Consider the following 15,442-nt stretch of genomic DNA (forward strand, 5'->3'; position numbering starts at 1 on the left):
TTGCCTGGTTCCTACTCAGGGACAGGGCACGGAGAGCCGCCCGCAGGCGCCGAACCGTCTTATGGCCTCAGTCTGCCAACGGAATCCACATTGCGGAACCGCAGAATCCGCACACTTTCGCTTCGGGCTACCAGCGGCCGTTGCGCGGGCGCGGCTGACAAACCGGGCAGGAGTATGAGGATCGGTTCATGAACTGCTCACGGCGGATGGTGGAGTTAATTCCGACGGCGGCACAACGGCTGCAGGGTTTGCCTTCCCGCCCGTAGGCGCTCAGGGAGCGGTCGAAGTAGCCAGAAGCCCCGTTGACGTTGACGTACAACGCATCGAAGCTGGTGCCACCTGCTGCCAGAGCGTCCAGCATGACCTCGCGCGCGCTGGCGATGAGCCGTTCCGCGTCGCCGCGCCGCAGCGTATCGGTGGGCCTGGCGTAGTGCAGCTTTGCCCGCCACAGGGCCTCATCGGCATAGATGTTGCCGATACCTGAGACCAGTCCCTGGTCCAGCAGCGCGCGCTTGAGGCCCGTCTTGCGCTTCCGCAGCCTGCGGTAAAAAAGGTCAAAGGAAAATGCCGGGTCAAGCGGGTCCCGGGCGATGTGGGACGCTTCCTCGGCGATCAGGGCCACGGGAGATTCCGCTTGGCCACCCGGGCCGCCGTCATCCGTGGGAACCATGCCAGTGACGAACAAACCGCCGAAAATCCGCTGGTCAACAAACCGAAGCTGTTCAGGCATTCCGGCCACGGGACTCAGGCACAGCCTGACCTTGAGGTGTTTCTCGTCCGGCACTTCGCCGTCCTGCATCAGGAGCTGGCCGCTCATCCCAAGGTGGGCCATCAGTGCAACTGGCGGTGCGCCGGCGGACTCCGCAGCCTCACTCAGCGGCATCCACAGGAATTTTCCCCGGCGAACAACGTCCACAACCGTGGTGCCCTGGAGGTTGCCCCTGAAGTCCTCAGTGCCCATGGCATGCCGGCGGAGGGAGCGCGGGTCAAGCACGTCTACCGCAGTGATGGTTCGGCCGCGGACCCAACTCACCAGTCCGCGGCGGACCACTTCAACTTCAGGCAGTTCCGGCACGGCTCAGCCTAGACGCTGCGGGAAGACTCTGGAGGCGCGCCCTCCGCTGCAGGGGCAGAGGTGGCTCCCGCGGTTCCGGAGAGCTGACGCCAGGCGTCCGCGGCAGCTTCCTGCTCCGCTTCCTTCTTCGAGTGGCCTGATCCGTTGCCGTACGGTTTGCCACCAATATTCAGGACAGCTGTGAAGGTTCGGGCGTGGTCCGGCCCGGCACCCTCAACGGCGTAGTAGATAGTGCCCATCTGCCTGCTGGCTGCCAGTTCCTGGATGCTGGTTTTCCAGTCGGTGCCAGCACCGAGGGCGGCCGCATCCTTCAGGAGCGGGCCAATCAGTCGCATTACCAGCTGACGGGCAGTCTCGATGTCGTTGGACACGTAGGTGGCACCAATGAGTGCTTCCATGGTGTCCGCCAGGATGGAAGCTTTGTTCTTGCCCTCGGTGAGCTTTTCGCCCTGCCCCAGGTAGATATAGTCTCCGATGCCGAGGCTTCGGCCGATGCCGGCGAGGGCGCGCGTGCTGACAACCGCAGAGCGGCGTTTGGCAAGGTCGCCTTCTGGCAGGGTGGGGTTGTCCCGGTACAGGGCATCGGTCACGGAGAAGCCCAGAATGGAGTCGCCCAAGAATTCGAGCCGCTCATTGGTGGGGATGCCGCCGTTTTCGTAGGCGTAGGAACGGTGTGTAAGAGCAAGACGAAGCGTCCCGGCGTCAATGGAGACACCGAGACGCTTCAGAAGCTCTTCAGTTGAAGACATCATGTCAGCCCAAGCGGCCGATTAGACGTCTGCGACCTTGCGGCCCTTGTACTCAAGGAACAACGCAGTGCCAGCCGAGTCGGTAACGACCTTCGCCTGGTGCGGCAGGCTGTAAGTAACCTGGCCGTTCTCTACGGTCTTCACCAGGTGGGGGGCAGTTGCCTTCCACTGGGAGCGGCGGGCGCGGGTATTCGAGCGAGACATTTTCCGCTTCGGGACAGCCACGGCTAACTCATTTCTCTCTAGAAAAACACTTACAAATCAGTTTTGCCGGTCAGGCTTAGCCAAGTCGGCTAGGGCAGCCCAGCGAGGATCTACGACCTCGTGGTGGTGCCCCGGCTCGTCTTCCAGGCGTACTCCGCATTCGGAGCAAAGGCCCTGGCAGTCTTCCCGGCACACCGGCTGGAACGGCAGCATGGTTACAACTGCGTCCCGCAACACCGGCTCAAGATCGATTAGATCGTACTCGATTCGATATTGCTCTTCTTCGTCTTCTCCGTCGGAGAACGTAGCGCCCTCGTAGAAGAAAAGTTCCTGCACATTGACCTCAAGGTCATACGCAAGGGGATCCAGGCATCGGCCGCATTCGCCTTTAACTTCGGCGACCGCGGTTCCTGATACCAGAATTCCTTCGTGTACGGCCTCAAGCCTCAGATCCAGCTCGATATCCGAGCCTTCCTGAACGCCAATGAGTGCCACACCAAGATCACTTGGTGCGGGTACATGTTCTTTCAGTGTCCGCATGCTTCCCGGGCTGCGCCCGATATCCTTGACGTCGAACGCCAAGGGCGAACTAGCATCTCGTTTAATGAGAACTCCTGTTGAACATATGACCGACGTACCATCTTAGCCTGAAGAACCGCAGGGACTCAAACCAGGCCTGCGAACCACAAGGCAGCGGACGTCGAAGTACCGGACTAGCCTACCCTCTCGACAGCTGTTCGGGCGCAGACCCGCCCGCTAGCAACCTTTTATGTACCGACCGGGGCACATAGTCGGACACACTGCCGCCCAGACCGGCCACTTCTTTGATCAGGGTGGATGACAAATGCAGGTAGTGCGCCTCGGCCGGCAGGAACACCGTTTCGACGCCGCTGAGCTGGCGGTTCATCGTGGCCATCGGAAGTTCGTAGTCGAAGTCCGAGGATGAGCGGAGACCTTTGACGATCGCGGACACCCCGCGCTGGCGGCAGTACTCGGCCAACAGACCGTCGCCCACGGGTTCCACCACAATGCCTTTGAGGGACGCCAGCGTTTCGCGTGCCATGTCCAGGCGGTCCCCCAGGCTGAACATGTACTTCTTCGCATAATTGGTCGAAACCGCCACGATCACCTCATCGAAGAGGCCGGCGGCACGGGCGATGACCTCGAGATGGCCGTTGTGAATGGGGTCAAAGGATCCGGGGCAGACAGCGCGTCTCATGCACCGAACCTACCGCATGGGACGGCCGGGATACCATGACTGGATGCATCCACCACGGGACCTTTCCATGCCCACGGCGCCTGCCCCGTGGCAGCGCACCGCCTCAGGCGCCAACCTGCTGGGACCTGCCGGCCAACTCGGCGTCACGATCTTCGAGGAGATGACCACGCTGGCGGCGCAGACCGGCGCCATCAACCTCGGGCAGGGCTTTCCTGATGAGGACGGACCGCTGGAAATCAAGGCCGCCGCGATGGCCGCCATCGAGGCCGGGGCCAACCAGTACGCACCCGGCAAGGGCATCCTGGAACTGCGTGAGGCCGTGGCTGCGCACCAGGAGCGTTTCTACGGGCTGACTACGGACCCGCAGACCGAGGTCATCATCAGCACCGGCGCCACCGAAGGGATCGCCGCAACGTTGCTGGCCTTCGTTGGCCCCGGTGACGAGGTGCTGACGTTTGAACCCTTTTACGACTCGTACGGCGCCGTCATTGGCCTGTCCGGCGCCACCCACGTCACGTCCCCGCTGCTGGCTCCGGACTTTCACCCGGACATGACGGCCCTGGAAGCGGCCTTCACCGACCGCACCAGGGTGGTGCTGTTGAATAATCCGCACAACCCCACCGGCGCCGTCTTCCCCCGGCATGTCCTTCAGCGCGTCGTCGAGCTTGCCACAAAGCATGACTGCCTCATCATCACCGACGAGGTGTACGAGCACCTCACCTTCGGTGTCAGCCACATTCCTGTCGCCACCCTGCCGGGTGCGGCTGAACGGACCATCACGATCTCCTCCGCCGGAAAGACCTTCTCCTTCACCGGCTGGAAGATCGGCTGGCTGACCGGCCCCGAACACCTGGTGGCGGCCGTCCGCACGGTCAAGCAGTTCCTGACCTACAGTTCCGGCACACCGTTCCAGTCGGCCATTGCGACTGCGCTCGCGCTGCCGGACGAGTTTTACCAGGGCGTTTCGGCCACCCTCCAGAGGAAACGGGACATCCTCAGCGAAGGCCTCCGTGCCGCAGGATTCGACGTTTACACGCCGCAGGGAACTTATTTCGTCAATGTGGACACCGCACCCCTTGGCATCAGCGACTCCGTGGACCTGGCCCGAAGGCTGCCCGGACTGGTGGGAGTGGCCGCCATCCCCGTCCCTGTCTTCTGCCACCCGGCGGGCGCGGAACGGACACGGAGCCTGCTGAGGTTCGCGTTCTGTAAGAAAGTGGAGCTCCTCGAGGAGGCCGCTGCCAGGCTGGCGACCCTCAGTGGAAAGCTCTGATGGCGGAGCCGGGCGGCACACGTTCCACGCGGTTCCTGCGGACAACTGGCCAGCATGCCTCCATCGAGCCCGATGCTTTCACCGACGGCGGCTTCGTCCTGAGCATCGGCGGGGCCGAGCAGTCCCATGTCAATCTGGCGCATCCTGAGGAGATCTTCTACGAGTACCTGCGGCGGATCGGCCATCTGGTGGACCTAGCCGGTCCCGAAGGCCAGCCGATCGCAGCCCTGCATCTTGGGGCCGGGGCCCTGACCCTGGCGCGCTACATCCAGGCGACGAGGCCCGGATCCGTCCAGTATGCGGTGGAGCTGGAACGCGAGCTCCTCGACTTTGTCCTGCAGCAACTCCCCCTGCCTGACGGAACCGAGCTGCACACCGTCATCGGCGATGCCCGCGATGCCCTGGCGGACCTGGACCCGGAAATTCAGTTCGACGTCGTGATCCTGGACATCTTCTCCGGACCGGAGGCCCCGGCCCACATCGCCTGCCAGGAGTTCTATCAGGAGGGCCGTGCACGCCTGGCCCCGGACGGCTTGCTGATCGTCAACGTGGGCGACGAACCGGGCCTGACCCTGGTGCGAAGCCAGGCCGCCGCCATGCGCCGCGCCATGACCGACGTGGCGGCTTTCGCCGAAACCGGAATGTTCGCGGGCCGCTACCCCGGCAACATCATTCTCGCCGGAACGCAGACCCCGTGGCCCGAAGCCTGGACAGCCGAACTAACGGCACGAGGCCCGCACCCTGCCAAGGTTCTCGCCGGCGTGGACCTGGATGGCCTCGCCCGCTGAGCTAAACCTGCTCCTGCTCCTCGATAACAACGTCCGGCGCGATGGCGTCAGGCACCGAGGGCTCAGCAAACCAGAGCCGCGTTTCGCCGTACTTCTTCTCTGCGAACCGTTCCAGGCCGACCGGCCAGAACGGCTCGGGTGAACGCGTGGACCGCTCCACCACTACTACTGCCGCCGGAGCCAGGTGAGCGGCGAGTTTGCCCAGCACCGCCGACAGGGCAGGGTCATCCAGCGGATACGGCGGGTCCAGGAACACCAGGTCCCAGCTGGCCGTCTCCGCCGTACGCTCCAGGAAGGACTCCACCTTGGACCGGTGGACCGTCACGGCCTTGCGGCCCAGCACACCGTTGATCAGATCCGCATTACGCTGGCACACGGCACTGGCCTTGGCATCGAATTCCACGAGGTCAACGGCCTCAGCGCCCCGGCTGCCGCTCTCCACGCCCAACGATCCGGACCCTGCGTACAGATCCAAAACCCGGGCCCCGGCAATGATCCCGAAGGCATCGAGCCTGGAGAACAGCGCTTCCTTAACTCGGTCTGTGGTCGGCCTAGTGAGGGAGCCGGGAACGCTGACCAAGGTGGTCCCGCCTGCGGCGCCCGCGATGATGCGGCTCATGGCCGCCTCCTATCCGCGCTCAAGGAACGCCTCCTTCTCGGGGTTCAAATACTCGTCAATGGCCTCCGCCAGCCGCGGATGCCGCGTCAGGGCCGGATCTCCGCCCACAATTTCCTGGGCGTCCTGGCGCGCCTGCGCAATGATGTCCTCATGCTCCAGCACGCGCAGCAGTTTCAGGGTGGAGCGGCCACCAGACTGAGACGCGCCCAGGATGTCGCCTTCGCGGCGCAGCTTCAAGTCCTCCTGCGACAGCGCGAAGCCGTCGGTGGTTGCCGCCACGGCGTCCAGCCGGCGCCGGCTCGGGTGCCCGCGTTCCAAGCTGGTGACCAGCAGGCACGTTCCGGGAAGCCCGCCGCGTCCGACCCGGCCGCGCAGCTGGTGCAGCTGGGAAATACCGAAGCGGTCGGCGTCGAGGATCACCATCAGTGTTGCGTTATGGACGTCGACGCCAACTTCGATGACGGTGGTGGAGACCAGGAGCTTGGTCCTGTTGGCAGTGAAGTCTGCCATCGCCGCGGTCTTCGCGGCAGGATCCAGGCGGCCGTGCATGGGCCCCAGCGGCACGCCGGCCAGGGCCGGCTCCTGCTGGAGATGTTCGACGACGGCGGTCACCGACGCGAGTTCCCGCGCAGCGCCGTCCCCTGCCAGGTCAGCCGCGGAAGGTTCCGCTTCCCCCGGACTGAAGTCGCCGTCGTCGTCCGTTCCGATCCTGGGGCACACCACATATACCTGGTGCCCGGCGTCGATTTCCTCGCGGGAACGTGACCAGATGCGGTCTGCCCAGCCGGGGTTCTCGGCGAGGCCCACAACATGCGTGGAAATCGGCGCCCTGCCAGCGGGCAGCTCATCCAGGACGGAGGTCTCGAGGTCGCCGAAGACTGTCATGGCCACGGTGCGTGGAATGGGGGTGGCCGTCATGACCAGCAGGTGCGGCGGCTTGTTGGCCTTCGACCTGAGCACGTCCCGCTGCTCCACGCCGAACCGGTGCTGTTCGTCCACCACGATCAGGCCAAGGTCGTAGAACGCAACATTGTCGCTGAGCAGCGCGTGGGTGCCGATCACGATCCCGGCCGCGCCGGATGCGGCGTCCAGCATGGCCCGTTTCCGGGCGGCGGTGGGCATGGAGCCGGTGAGGAGAGTGACCTGCACGGCCTGTTCGGCCAGGCTGCCCAGCAGCCCGTCCGGGGACAGCATGGGGTCGCGGGACAGGGAGCCCAGGGTCCGCCGGATGGAATCGAAGTGCTGGGCGGCGAGGACCTCCGTTGGCGCCAGAAGAGCCGCCTGCCCGCCGGCATCCACCACCTGCAACATGGCCCGCAGCGCCACGATGGTCTTGCCCGAGCCGACCTCGCCCTGCAGAAGCCGGTTCATGGGGCTGTCCTGCGCCAGTTCAGTGGCAAGCGTTTTTCCGACGGCGGCCTGGCCGGCGGTGAGCGTGAAGGGTAGCTGGCTGTCGAAGACCGTCAGCAGCCCGTTGACGGCCGGGCGCCGCGCCGTGGCTTCCTCGGCGGCAAGCTGGGCACGGCGCCGTGCCAGTGCCGCCTGCAGGACAAGGGCCTCCTGGTAGCGCAACCGCTCCTGCGCCTTCTTCCAGTCAGCGGGCGATTCCGGCATGTGTATGAGCCGGTAGGCCTCAGCCACCGGCAGGAAGTTCTCCCGTGCGGCGACCCACTCCGGTAACGGATCCGGCAGGGCGTCAAGCTCCACGGTTTCCAGGAGCGTGGAGATGACTTTCTGAATCGACCAGCTGGTGAGTTTTGCGGTTGCCGGATACACCGGGATCGGCATGGCGGCGAGCTTTTCGGGGTTCGCGGCCGGCATGTCCGGGTCCTCGTCGAGGAGGTGGAAGTCCGGGTTGGTCAGGCCCAATGACGGGCCGTACCTGGTCACTTTCCCGGAGAACATCACGCGCCGGCCGGGCAGGAGCTGGGATTGGGCCCGGTAGCCGCTGAAGAACGTGATCTTGAGCGTGCCGTGCCCGCTGCCCGGGCCAACGGCCGCAAGGCGCGGACGGCCGTGGGAGGCGGCGTCGTCAGTAATCACGACGTCGGTGATGGAACCGCGGCGGGTATGCATCTTGCGGGTGCTGTTGGAGAGCACCCGCGCAATGAGGGTGACCTCTTCGTCCACCGGGAGCTCGCTGATAGGTGTCAGTTCGCCGCGGTTCAGGTAACGGCGGGGGAAGTAGTTCAGCAGGCCGCCCACTGTGGCGATGCCCAGGTGCTTCTCAATAGCCGACGCTGACCTTTTTCCGATCAGGCGTTCCAGGCCCAGGTCGAGTTCAGCGTTCATGCCCACTGGAGTTCACCGGAGCAGGTTCGGGATCCCGGGGCATGGCAAGTTCGCTGACCGAAATGTCGCTGGGTTCGCCGAGGGAACGGATCAGGGCGACCGCGGGTGCGGCGTCCGGGACGTGGACGTGGACCCGCCACCGGTAGCTGCCCTCAGCATCGGCGAGGCTGTCCACCTGGCTCATGATGACGGACTCACCGATTTCGTCGAGCCGCTGGCGCAGCGTGGCCGCGCTGAGCGGCGAAAGGCTGATGGTGCACATAACCTCAACGCCGTCGTCAACCGGCATGTCAGCGTGGATGTGGGGGTCCTGGACGTCATAGCCGTGCAGCCCGTCGAGGAGTTCGCCCTGCAGCCCTTCGCCCAGGACGGCGGAACGGAGGCAGTCGAGGATGAGCAGCATGCCAACGCCCCCTGCATCGACCACATGCGCGGCTTCAAGGGCGGCCAGCTGGCTCTCGGTGCTTACTACGGCTTCCAGTGCACCGTTGACGGCAGCATCGAGGGCTTTGCCCAGGGCTTGGTTGCTGTCGTCGCCATTGTGCCCGGCGTCAACTGCCGCGGCGGCGCGGGCGGCGGCTTCCATGACGGAAAGCATGGTGCCGGGTACGGGATCGCTCAACGCGGACCAGGCCCGGATCTGGGCGCGGTTCAGGGCGGCGGCCAGGAGGGTTGAGGTCAGGCGGGTGTGACCGGCCAGAGGCTCGGCCGCGGCGCAGAGGAAAACCGCGAAGAGGGTTCCGGAGTTACCGCGGGCCTGCTCCATCGCGGCCCGGCCGGCGCGCGCCAACACTGCTCCGACATCAGCCTGGCCGGCGTCAGCGGGGGCTGCCGCATACTGGCCTGGCGGGTCACTGTGCAGGGCCCGGGCGGCTGCCCGCACGGTGAGGTAAAGGTTCGTGCCGGTGTCACCGTCCGCCACGGGGAAGATGTTGATGGCATTGAGGCGGTCGCTGTGGTTGGCAACGGCGGTTTCAGCCTTGTCCAACCACCGCTTCATCGCTTGCGCGTTGGCGGCAACCTTAGTCTGCAAAGTGATCCCATCCCCCGGTGCCAGCTGCGTGGCCCGCAATTGTGACGCCCGGAAGTGTAGTGCTGCCCAGGGCTTGTACTGAGCCTATCGCAGTGAATCCGGCAGGCAGCTGAACGCCGGCCGGGAATGTGGCCAGCAGCCCGTGGTCCTCTCCCCCGCCCAGCACCCAGGCCATGGGGTCAGCCCTGAGAAGGTCCGACGCCGGTCGCAGGGCTTCTGCGAAGGGTTTCAGTGCGTCGGGGTCAAGGTCAAGGACCACGCCGCTGGCGGCGGCTAGGCGGCTGCCGTCGCGCACCAGGCCGTCAGAGACATCCAGCATGGCGGTGGCTCCGGCGGCCTTGGCCAGCGGCCCGGCGGTCAGCGGCGGCCGCGGTCTGCACTGAAGTTCCAGGAGCACCCGCTGCGCCGGTGCCAGTGACTGCACCGCGTTCTCCGATTCCAGGAGCGCAAGCCCGGCCGCTGCCCGGCCCACCGTCCCGGCCAGGGCCACAACGTCGCCGGCACGGGCCCCTGACCGCAAAACCGCTGTGCCGCCAGCGAGTGAGCCCAGCACGGCGACCGTCACGGAAATTTCCCTGCCGCGGCCCAGATCGCCTCCGGCGACCGAGCAGGCAGTGGCCCCGAGTTCCCTGATACCCGCAGTCAGGCCGTCCGCCAGGTCCGCCACCCAGCTGACTGGAGTTGCGGGCGGCAACGTCAAGCTCACCACCAGCGACGTGGCCACGCCGCCCATGGCGTTGATGTCGCTCAGGTTCTGGGCCGCCGCCTTCCAGCCGACGTCGAAGCCCGTGGTCCGGTACCCGTTGGGCCACTGAAGCCGGAAGTCCTGGTCCTGCACCTGGGTGTCGATGCTGATTACCGTCCTGCCATCCGGAGCGGCGACAATGGCGGCATCGTCTCCCGGGCCGAGCAAGGTTGCCGAAGCGTGAGCTCCACCCATTTCCAACCGCGGAAAGATCCGGGCAAGCAATTCGGTTTCGGACAGCGCGGCGACGGTCAGCGTTTCTTCGGTCAACGGGATTTCAGGCACGCCCCTACGCTACAGCGCGGCGCCGACATTGCTGATCCGCCAATGCCGGTCAGGTGCTCAAAGCGGCCCCACGGTCCATGGCACGTCCCGTTCCTCACGGCGGCGACGATAGGCTGGATGGATGCTCAATCCCCGTTTTCCCCTGCCTGTCCGCGTGTCCGGGATCCTGCTGACTGCGTCCCTTGCAGGAGCCCTTCTGTCCGCCTGCGCCCCGACCGTGGATGTCACCGCCGCCGGCGACGCGGCGAACCCGGCCTGCGCTCCCATGATGGTGGCCCTCCCGGACGCCATCGGCGATGCTGCGCTGCGGAAAACCAACAGCCAGGCCACAGCCGCCTGGGGGGACCCATCACAGGTAATCCTGCGCTGCGGCGTCAACGTTCCGGGCCCGACGACGGACCGGTGCGTGAGCGTCAACGGCATCGACTGGGTCATCAAGGAGGGCGATCCGGTGTGGACCCTGACTACCTTCGGCCGCGAACCCGCCACGGAAATCCTGATGGACCCGGAAAAGATCAGCTCCGCGACAGTCCTGGCGGATCTTTCCGCCTCAGCCGGAAAAATCCCGGCCAGCCGAAACTGCGTGGGTCAGGAAGACCTGCAGAACCTGCCCACCAGCAAGTAGGTCTCGACAAGCTCGACCACCGGGGACAGCGCTCGGCGACCGAGGTTTCGACAGGCTCAACCACCGCTGCCCCGTTAGCGCAGGCCGGTCTTCCGGTTCAGGGCCAGGTAGATCAGCTCGTCAATCAGGTCCGCGTAGTCCAGGCCCGATGCTGCCCACATCTGCGGGTACATGCTCTTGGGCGTAAACCCCGGCATGGTGTTGATCTCGTTGATGATCAGTTCGCCGTCAGGCGTATAGAAGAAGTCCACGCGGCTCAGGCCTTCAGCACCTACAGCGTCAAAGGCGGCTGCCGCGAGTTCACGGACACGAAGAATGGCTTCCTCGGGAATGTCGGCGGGACAGCTGAGTGCCGCCGCGTCGTCCTCAACATACTTGGCGTTGAAATCGTAGAATTCGTGCGTTCCGGCGGCGACGGAAATTTCGCCGGGCATGGATGTCCGTGGGGAATCGGTCCCGCGTCCTTCCAGGACGGCACACTCAATTTCACGCCCTACGATGCCGGCCTCGATGACCAGCTTGAGGTCGTGGCGCCGGGCTTCTTCGACGGCTGCGTCCAGCTCGTCAAGCGAGTCAACTTTGGAGATCCCCATGGACGAGCCTGCCCTCGCCGGCTTGACGAACACGGGAAAGCCGAGCTGATCCACCTGTTTGCGGACAGCCTCCGCGTCCTTAACCCACTGACGGTCCGTCACGGCAATATACGGCCCCACGTGCAGCCCGGCGGACTCGAAGACCACCTTCATGTAGTGCTTGTCCATGCCCACAGCCGACGCGAGCACGCCTGCGCCGACGTAGCGGGTGTCGGACAGTTCCAGGAGTCCTTGGATGGTGCCGTCCTCGCCAAAAGGACCGTGAAGCAGCGGAAACACAACGTCCACCGTGCCGAGTTCCTGCGGGACCTGGTTCGGTGCGGCGACGATCAGCTGGTGCTCGCCGCCGATCTCGGCCAGAGTCACTGTTTCCGACGACGGCGGGACCTCCGGCAGTGACGAGGCGGACAGCGACCACTGGGCGGTATCCCCCGCGGCCAGCACCCACTGCCCTGATTTCGCGATACCGATGGGGATGACATCGTATTTGTCTTTGTTGATGGCGCCGAGCACGCCGGCGGCGGTCACGCAGCTTACGGCATGCTCGCTGGACCGGCCACCAAAAAGCACCGCGACGCGGGGTTTGGCCCGGGGGGCTGAGTCCGCTGCGGTCAGGTTATCGTCGGACATCGTCAGTAATCGCCTTCGGGTTTCAGGTCCCGGGCCAGCAGCAGCGGCCCCAGTTGGTCAACGGATAGTTTGCCGGCCAGGACGGCCACGACGGCGGCAGTAATGGGCATCTCGACGCCCAGCTTCCCCGCAAGTTCATGCACGGCCTGGCCGGATTTGATGCCTTCGGCGGTTTGCGTCATCTTCAGGGCTAGCTCATCAAGGGTGAGGCCCTCACCCAGCAGCCGCCCGGCTGTATGGTTTCGCGACAGCGGCGAGGAACACGTTGCCACCAGGTCCCCCAGGCCGGCGAGCCCGGCCATGGTCCGGGCCTCGCCACCGAGTGCAAGGGCAAGCCTGGATGTTTCGGCCAGGCCCCGGGTGATCACGGAGGCCTTGGTGTTGTCCCCCATCTGTTTACCTTCACAGATGCCCACGGCCAGCGCTATAACGTTCTTGACGATGCCGCCGATTTCCACGCCGACCACGTCCGCCGTGGTGTACGGACGGAAGTACGGTGCGGTGCAGCTCCTCGCGATCCAGCCTGCGGCGGCCGCGTCGGTACAGGCCACCACGGAGGCCGTGGGTTCCTCGCGGGCGATCTCCATGGCCAGGTTGGGGCCGGAAACCACGGCGATGCAGTCCGCGGGAATCCCCAGTTCGTCGCTGATGACCTCGCTCATCCGGGCGTCCGTGCCGAGCTCCAGGCCCTTCATCAGGGACACCACCATGGCGTCGGGAGCGATCAGCTCTTTCCATTCACGAAGCTGGAGGCGCAGTGACTGGGCCGGAACGGCGAGGACCACCAGGTCCGCACCCGCCAGCACGGCACGGACGTCCGTGGAGGCTGAGATGCTGGGCGGCAGCACGGTGTCCTTCAGGTACTGGACGTTGCGGTGGGAGCCATTGATCTGTTCAACCACTTCGCTGCGGCGGCCCCAAATCCGGATGCTTCGTGCTTCCCCCGCTGCGCCCGCCGCATCGGCGAGGATTTTAGCGAATGTGGTCCCCCAGGAACCGGCGCCCAGGACGGCGACAGAGCGGGCCGAACCCTGGCGTGTTCCGTCCGCCATCAGGTGGCATCCGCGGCGTCGTCAGGATTTCCGCGCTCAACGAAGCGACCGTGCGTGGCCTGATTGTGCTTGGACGGGTCCCAGCGTTCAGCGGGAGGCTCCTCCCCGCGGATGCCGGCCAGCAAACCGGTCACAGCGTCCATGATCTTCTCGGTAGCCGCGGTAAGCGTTGCCTTGTCCAGTGGCCGGTCCATGAACTGGCTAAGATCCACGGGCTTGCCCACCATCACCCTGGACGTCTTGCGCGGGAAAAGATGGAACCGCTTCGCATAGCGAGGGAACACCTCGTGCGCGCCCCAATGTGCAATCGGGACAACGGGAATTCCACCCTCGAGGGCGAGCCGGGCTGCGCCGGTGTGGCCCTTCATCGGCCACAGCGCGGGATCACGCGTGAGCGTACCTTCCGGGTAGATGATGATCGCCCCGCCATCTGCAACGATCTCCTGGGCGAGCTGCAGCGAGCGGTTAGCTCCCGCCGTCGAGCGTTCCACCGGGATCTGGCGGGTGGCACGCAGGACCGCGCCCACGACCGGAACTTTGAAGAGCCCGGCCTTTGCCAGGAAGTGGGGCGCACGCTTCTGGTTGTACAGCACGTGGCCCACGATCAGCGGATCGATTTCCGTGCAATGGTTGGGCGCGGCAATGAACCCGCCGGCGGGGAGGTTCTCGAGGCCTTCCCACTTTTTGTTCATCATGGCGTTCAGCACCGTCCGCACGATGGCTGCGACCACAACGAATGTGGCCTGGCTCTTGGCCGATTCCTTCACGTACCCACCGCTACTTTGTCGAGGTGATGTCGAAGTCGGCGCCGAGGCCGGACAGCTTTTCGGTGAAACGCTCGTAGCCGCGGTTGATGATGTCAATCCCGGTCACGCGCGACGTGCCGGAAGCGGCCAGTGCCGCGATCAGGTGGCTGAAGCCGCCACGCAGGTCCGGTACGTCGATGTCGGCGCCCTTCAGCTGGGTGGGGCCGGAGATAACGGCGGAGTGCAGGAAGTTGCGCTGGCCGAAGCGGCACGGCACACTCCCCAGGCACTCGCGGTGCACCTGAATGCTAGCGCCCATCCGGATGAGCGCATCGGTGAAGCCGAACCTGTTTTCATAGACAGTCTCGTGAACGATCGAGACGCCTTCGGCCTGGGTCAGGGCCACCACGAGCGGCTGCTGCCAGTCGGTCATAAAGCCGGGGTGCACGTCCGTTTCCAGGACCAGCGGGTTGAGCTTGCCGCCGCGGTGGTAGAAGCGGATGCCGTCCTCGCCGATATCCATGCCGCCGCCCACCTTCCGGTAGGTGTTCAGGAACGTCATCATGTCCCGCTGCGAGGCACCTTCGACGAAGATGTCGCCGCGGGTCACCAGCGCTGCGGAGGCCCACGACGCCGATTCGTTGCGGTCCGAAAGGGCGCGGTGGTTATAGCCGCCCAGGTCCCGGACGCCTTCAATGCGGATGGTTCGGTCCGTCTGGACGCTGATGATGGCGCCCATCTTCTGCAGCACGGCAATGAGGTCGATGATCTCAGGCTCGGTGGCGGCGCCGGAAAGCTCGGTGATCCCTTCGGCGCGGGTGGCGCTGAGGAGCACTTGCTCCGTGGCGCCAACCGAGGGGTAGGGCAGATTGATCTTGGCGCCGTGCAGGCCCTTGGGGGCCGAGATGTGAATGCCGCCTGGCCGCTTTTCCACCACGGCGCCGAACTGGCGGAGCACGTTCAGGTGGTAGTCGATGGGCCGGTCACCGATCTTGCAGCCGCCAAGGTCCGGAATGAAGGCCTCACCGATCGCGTGGATCAGTGGCCCGCAGAGCAGGATGGGGATCCGCGAATCACCGGCGTGGGCGTCGATCGCAGTGCTCGGGGCGGTTTTGGCCGTCTTCGGATCCAGGGTGAGGTCGCCGCTGACGGGATCCTTGACCACCGTCACCCCGTGCAGCTGCAGGAGTGAGGTGACAACCTCCACGTCCTTGATTTCCGGAACGTTCCGCAACACGGACGGTTCGTTGCCCAGCAACGCGGCCACCATGGCCTTGGGGACCAGGTTCTTGGCCCCCCGGACGGTGACGCGGCCTGTAAGCGGGACTCCGCCGCGGATTGTCAGAACACTACTCATATACCGGTTTCCTTACGATTACTCGCCCCCAAATCCTTGCAAAGGCTCCAGCTAAGCATAGGAGGTTGCGTTACCGAACCGAAATACCGGCGCCGAAAGCCGCCTGCGCGGCGCCACGCAGGCGGCTCCGTCCGGGGCGGGAAATCCCGGGCTCCGG

Annotated in this window: 16 protein-coding genes; 3 read left to right on the plus strand and 13 right to left on the minus strand. The window is 65.3% G+C overall.

Going from position 1 to position 15,442, the window contains the following annotated elements; translation table 11 throughout:
* Positions 1-127: 127 nt before the first annotated feature.
* From mutM to coaD, 5 genes are all read right to left on the minus strand, one after another.
* Entirely contained in the window at positions 128-1,075 is a 948-nt protein-coding gene (gene mutM / locus ACZY0Q_RS04300) for a bifunctional DNA-formamidopyrimidine glycosylase/DNA-(apurinic or apyrimidinic site) lyase (RefSeq protein WP_463914969.1), read from the minus strand.
* An 8-nt stretch (positions 1,076-1,083) separates the two neighbouring features.
* Complete coding sequence (gene rnc / locus ACZY0Q_RS04305; RefSeq protein ID WP_463914970.1) at positions 1,084-1,824, minus strand: ribonuclease III; 741 nt, start codon at positions 1,822-1,824, stop codon at positions 1,084-1,086.
* A 21-nt stretch (positions 1,825-1,845) separates the two neighbouring features.
* On the minus strand, positions 1,846-2,049 hold the full coding sequence (gene rpmF, locus ACZY0Q_RS04310; protein ID WP_009356569.1) for a 50S ribosomal protein L32: 204 nt from the start codon (positions 2,047-2,049) through the stop codon (positions 1,846-1,848).
* A 36-nt stretch (positions 2,050-2,085) separates the two neighbouring features.
* Complete coding sequence (locus tag ACZY0Q_RS04315) at positions 2,086-2,610, minus strand: YceD family protein (RefSeq protein WP_463914971.1); 525 nt, start codon at positions 2,608-2,610, stop codon at positions 2,086-2,088.
* A 136-nt stretch (positions 2,611-2,746) separates the two neighbouring features.
* Positions 2,747-3,247: a pantetheine-phosphate adenylyltransferase gene (coaD, locus tag ACZY0Q_RS04320; protein WP_463914972.1), complete on the minus strand. Its 501-nt coding sequence runs from the start codon at positions 3,245-3,247 to the stop codon at positions 2,747-2,749.
* A 43-nt stretch (positions 3,248-3,290) separates the two neighbouring features.
* Here coaD and ACZY0Q_RS04325 point away from each other — a divergent pair, with 43 nt between their 5' ends.
* Both ACZY0Q_RS04325 and ACZY0Q_RS04330 read left to right on the plus strand, forming a co-directional pair.
* Positions 3,291-4,520, plus strand: coding sequence for an aminotransferase class I/II-fold pyridoxal phosphate-dependent enzyme (locus ACZY0Q_RS04325; RefSeq protein WP_463914973.1), 1,230 nt, complete (start codon positions 3,291-3,293; stop codon positions 4,518-4,520).
* Positions 4,520-5,308 (plus strand): spermidine synthase, encoded by a 789-nt coding sequence (locus ACZY0Q_RS04330; RefSeq protein ID WP_463914974.1) that lies wholly within the window; start codon positions 4,520-4,522, stop codon positions 5,306-5,308. The genes ACZY0Q_RS04325 and ACZY0Q_RS04330 overlap by 1 nt, the downstream gene beginning before the upstream one ends.
* A gap of 1 nt (position 5,309) precedes the next feature.
* Here the strand turns inward: ACZY0Q_RS04330 and rsmD are convergent, their stop codons facing one another.
* Genes rsmD through thiL form a run of 4 tightly spaced genes read right to left on the minus strand, consistent with a single transcriptional unit; the run spans position 5,310 to position 10,192 of the window.
* Positions 5,310-5,927: a 16S rRNA (guanine(966)-N(2))-methyltransferase RsmD gene (rsmD, locus tag ACZY0Q_RS04335; RefSeq protein ID WP_463914975.1), complete on the minus strand. Its 618-nt coding sequence runs from the start codon at positions 5,925-5,927 to the stop codon at positions 5,310-5,312.
* Positions 5,928-5,936: 9 nt separating this feature from the next.
* Positions 5,937-8,219, minus strand: coding sequence for an ATP-dependent DNA helicase RecG (locus ACZY0Q_RS04340; protein ID WP_463914976.1), 2,283 nt, complete (start codon positions 8,217-8,219; stop codon positions 5,937-5,939).
* A complete protein-coding gene (locus ACZY0Q_RS04345; protein WP_463914977.1) occupies positions 8,209-9,219 on the minus strand; it encodes a DAK2 domain-containing protein in 1,011 nt (336 codons plus the stop codon). The genes ACZY0Q_RS04340 and ACZY0Q_RS04345 overlap by 11 nt, the downstream gene beginning before the upstream one ends.
* Before the next feature lie 22 nt (positions 9,220-9,241).
* Positions 9,242-10,192, minus strand: coding sequence for a thiamine-phosphate kinase (gene thiL, locus ACZY0Q_RS04350; RefSeq protein WP_463916247.1), 951 nt, complete (start codon positions 10,190-10,192; stop codon positions 9,242-9,244).
* Positions 10,193-10,403: 211 nt separating this feature from the next.
* Between thiL and ACZY0Q_RS04355 the strand changes: the two genes are divergently transcribed.
* Positions 10,404-10,907, plus strand: coding sequence for a DUF3515 domain-containing protein (locus ACZY0Q_RS04355; protein ID WP_463914978.1), 504 nt, complete (start codon positions 10,404-10,406; stop codon positions 10,905-10,907).
* A 74-nt stretch (positions 10,908-10,981) separates the two neighbouring features.
* On the opposite strand, the gene ACZY0Q_RS04360 is transcribed toward ACZY0Q_RS04355, so the two are convergent.
* From ACZY0Q_RS04360 to murA, 4 genes are read right to left on the minus strand one after another with little or no spacing between them, the layout of a single operon-like run.
* A complete protein-coding gene (locus ACZY0Q_RS04360; protein ID WP_463914979.1) occupies positions 10,982-12,130 on the minus strand; it encodes a D-alanine--D-alanine ligase family protein in 1,149 nt (382 codons plus the stop codon).
* 2 nt (positions 12,131-12,132) lie between these two features.
* Entirely contained in the window at positions 12,133-13,182 is a 1,050-nt protein-coding gene (locus tag ACZY0Q_RS04365) for an NAD(P)H-dependent glycerol-3-phosphate dehydrogenase (RefSeq protein WP_463914980.1), read from the minus strand.
* Positions 13,182-13,949, minus strand: coding sequence for a lysophospholipid acyltransferase family protein (locus ACZY0Q_RS04370; protein WP_463914981.1), 768 nt, complete (start codon positions 13,947-13,949; stop codon positions 13,182-13,184). Before ACZY0Q_RS04370 ends, ACZY0Q_RS04365 begins: the two co-directional genes overlap by 1 nt.
* A 10-nt stretch (positions 13,950-13,959) precedes the next feature.
* A complete protein-coding gene (murA, locus tag ACZY0Q_RS04375; protein ID WP_463914982.1) occupies positions 13,960-15,285 on the minus strand; it encodes a UDP-N-acetylglucosamine 1-carboxyvinyltransferase in 1,326 nt (441 codons plus the stop codon).
* Positions 15,286-15,442 lie beyond the last annotated feature (157 nt).

Source organism: Pseudarthrobacter lactosi (genome assembly GCF_055412785.1).

What these genes read in the sequence shown, in the direction of transcription:
- rnc (WP_463914970.1), bottom strand. Translation starts at nt 1,824, where the DNA reads ATGTCTTCAACTGAAGAGCTTCTGAAGCGTCTCGGTGTCTCCATTGAC.
- coaD (WP_463914972.1), bottom strand. Translation starts at nt 3,247, where the DNA reads ATGAGACGCGCTGTCTGCCCCGGATCCTTTGACCCCATTCACAACGGC.
- ACZY0Q_RS04325 (WP_463914973.1), top strand. Translation starts at nt 3,291, where the DNA reads ATGCATCCACCACGGGACCTTTCCATGCCCACGGCGCCTGCCCCGTGG.
- ACZY0Q_RS04330 (WP_463914974.1), top strand. Translation starts at nt 4,520, where the DNA reads ATGGCGGAGCCGGGCGGCACACGTTCCACGCGGTTCCTGCGGACAACT.
- rsmD (WP_463914975.1), bottom strand. Translation starts at nt 5,927, where the DNA reads ATGAGCCGCATCATCGCGGGCGCCGCAGGCGGGACCACCTTGGTCAGC.
- ACZY0Q_RS04340 (WP_463914976.1), bottom strand. Translation starts at nt 8,219, where the DNA reads ATGAACGCTGAACTCGACCTGGGCCTGGAACGCCTGATCGGAAAAAGG.
- ACZY0Q_RS04345 (WP_463914977.1), bottom strand. Translation starts at nt 9,219, where the DNA reads ATGAAGCGGTGGTTGGACAAGGCTGAAACCGCCGTTGCCAACCACAGC.
- thiL (WP_463916247.1), bottom strand. Translation starts at nt 10,192, where the DNA reads ATGGGTGGAGCTCACGCTTCGGCAACCTTGCTCGGCCCGGGAGACGAT.
- ACZY0Q_RS04355 (WP_463914978.1), top strand. Translation starts at nt 10,404, where the DNA reads ATGCTCAATCCCCGTTTTCCCCTGCCTGTCCGCGTGTCCGGGATCCTG.
- ACZY0Q_RS04360 (WP_463914979.1), bottom strand. Translation starts at nt 12,130, where the DNA reads ATGTCCGACGATAACCTGACCGCAGCGGACTCAGCCCCCCGGGCCAAA.
- ACZY0Q_RS04365 (WP_463914980.1), bottom strand. Translation starts at nt 13,182, where the DNA reads ATGGCGGACGGAACACGCCAGGGTTCGGCCCGCTCTGTCGCCGTCCTG.
- murA (WP_463914982.1), bottom strand. Translation starts at nt 15,285, where the DNA reads ATGAGTAGTGTTCTGACAATCCGCGGCGGAGTCCCGCTTACAGGCCGC.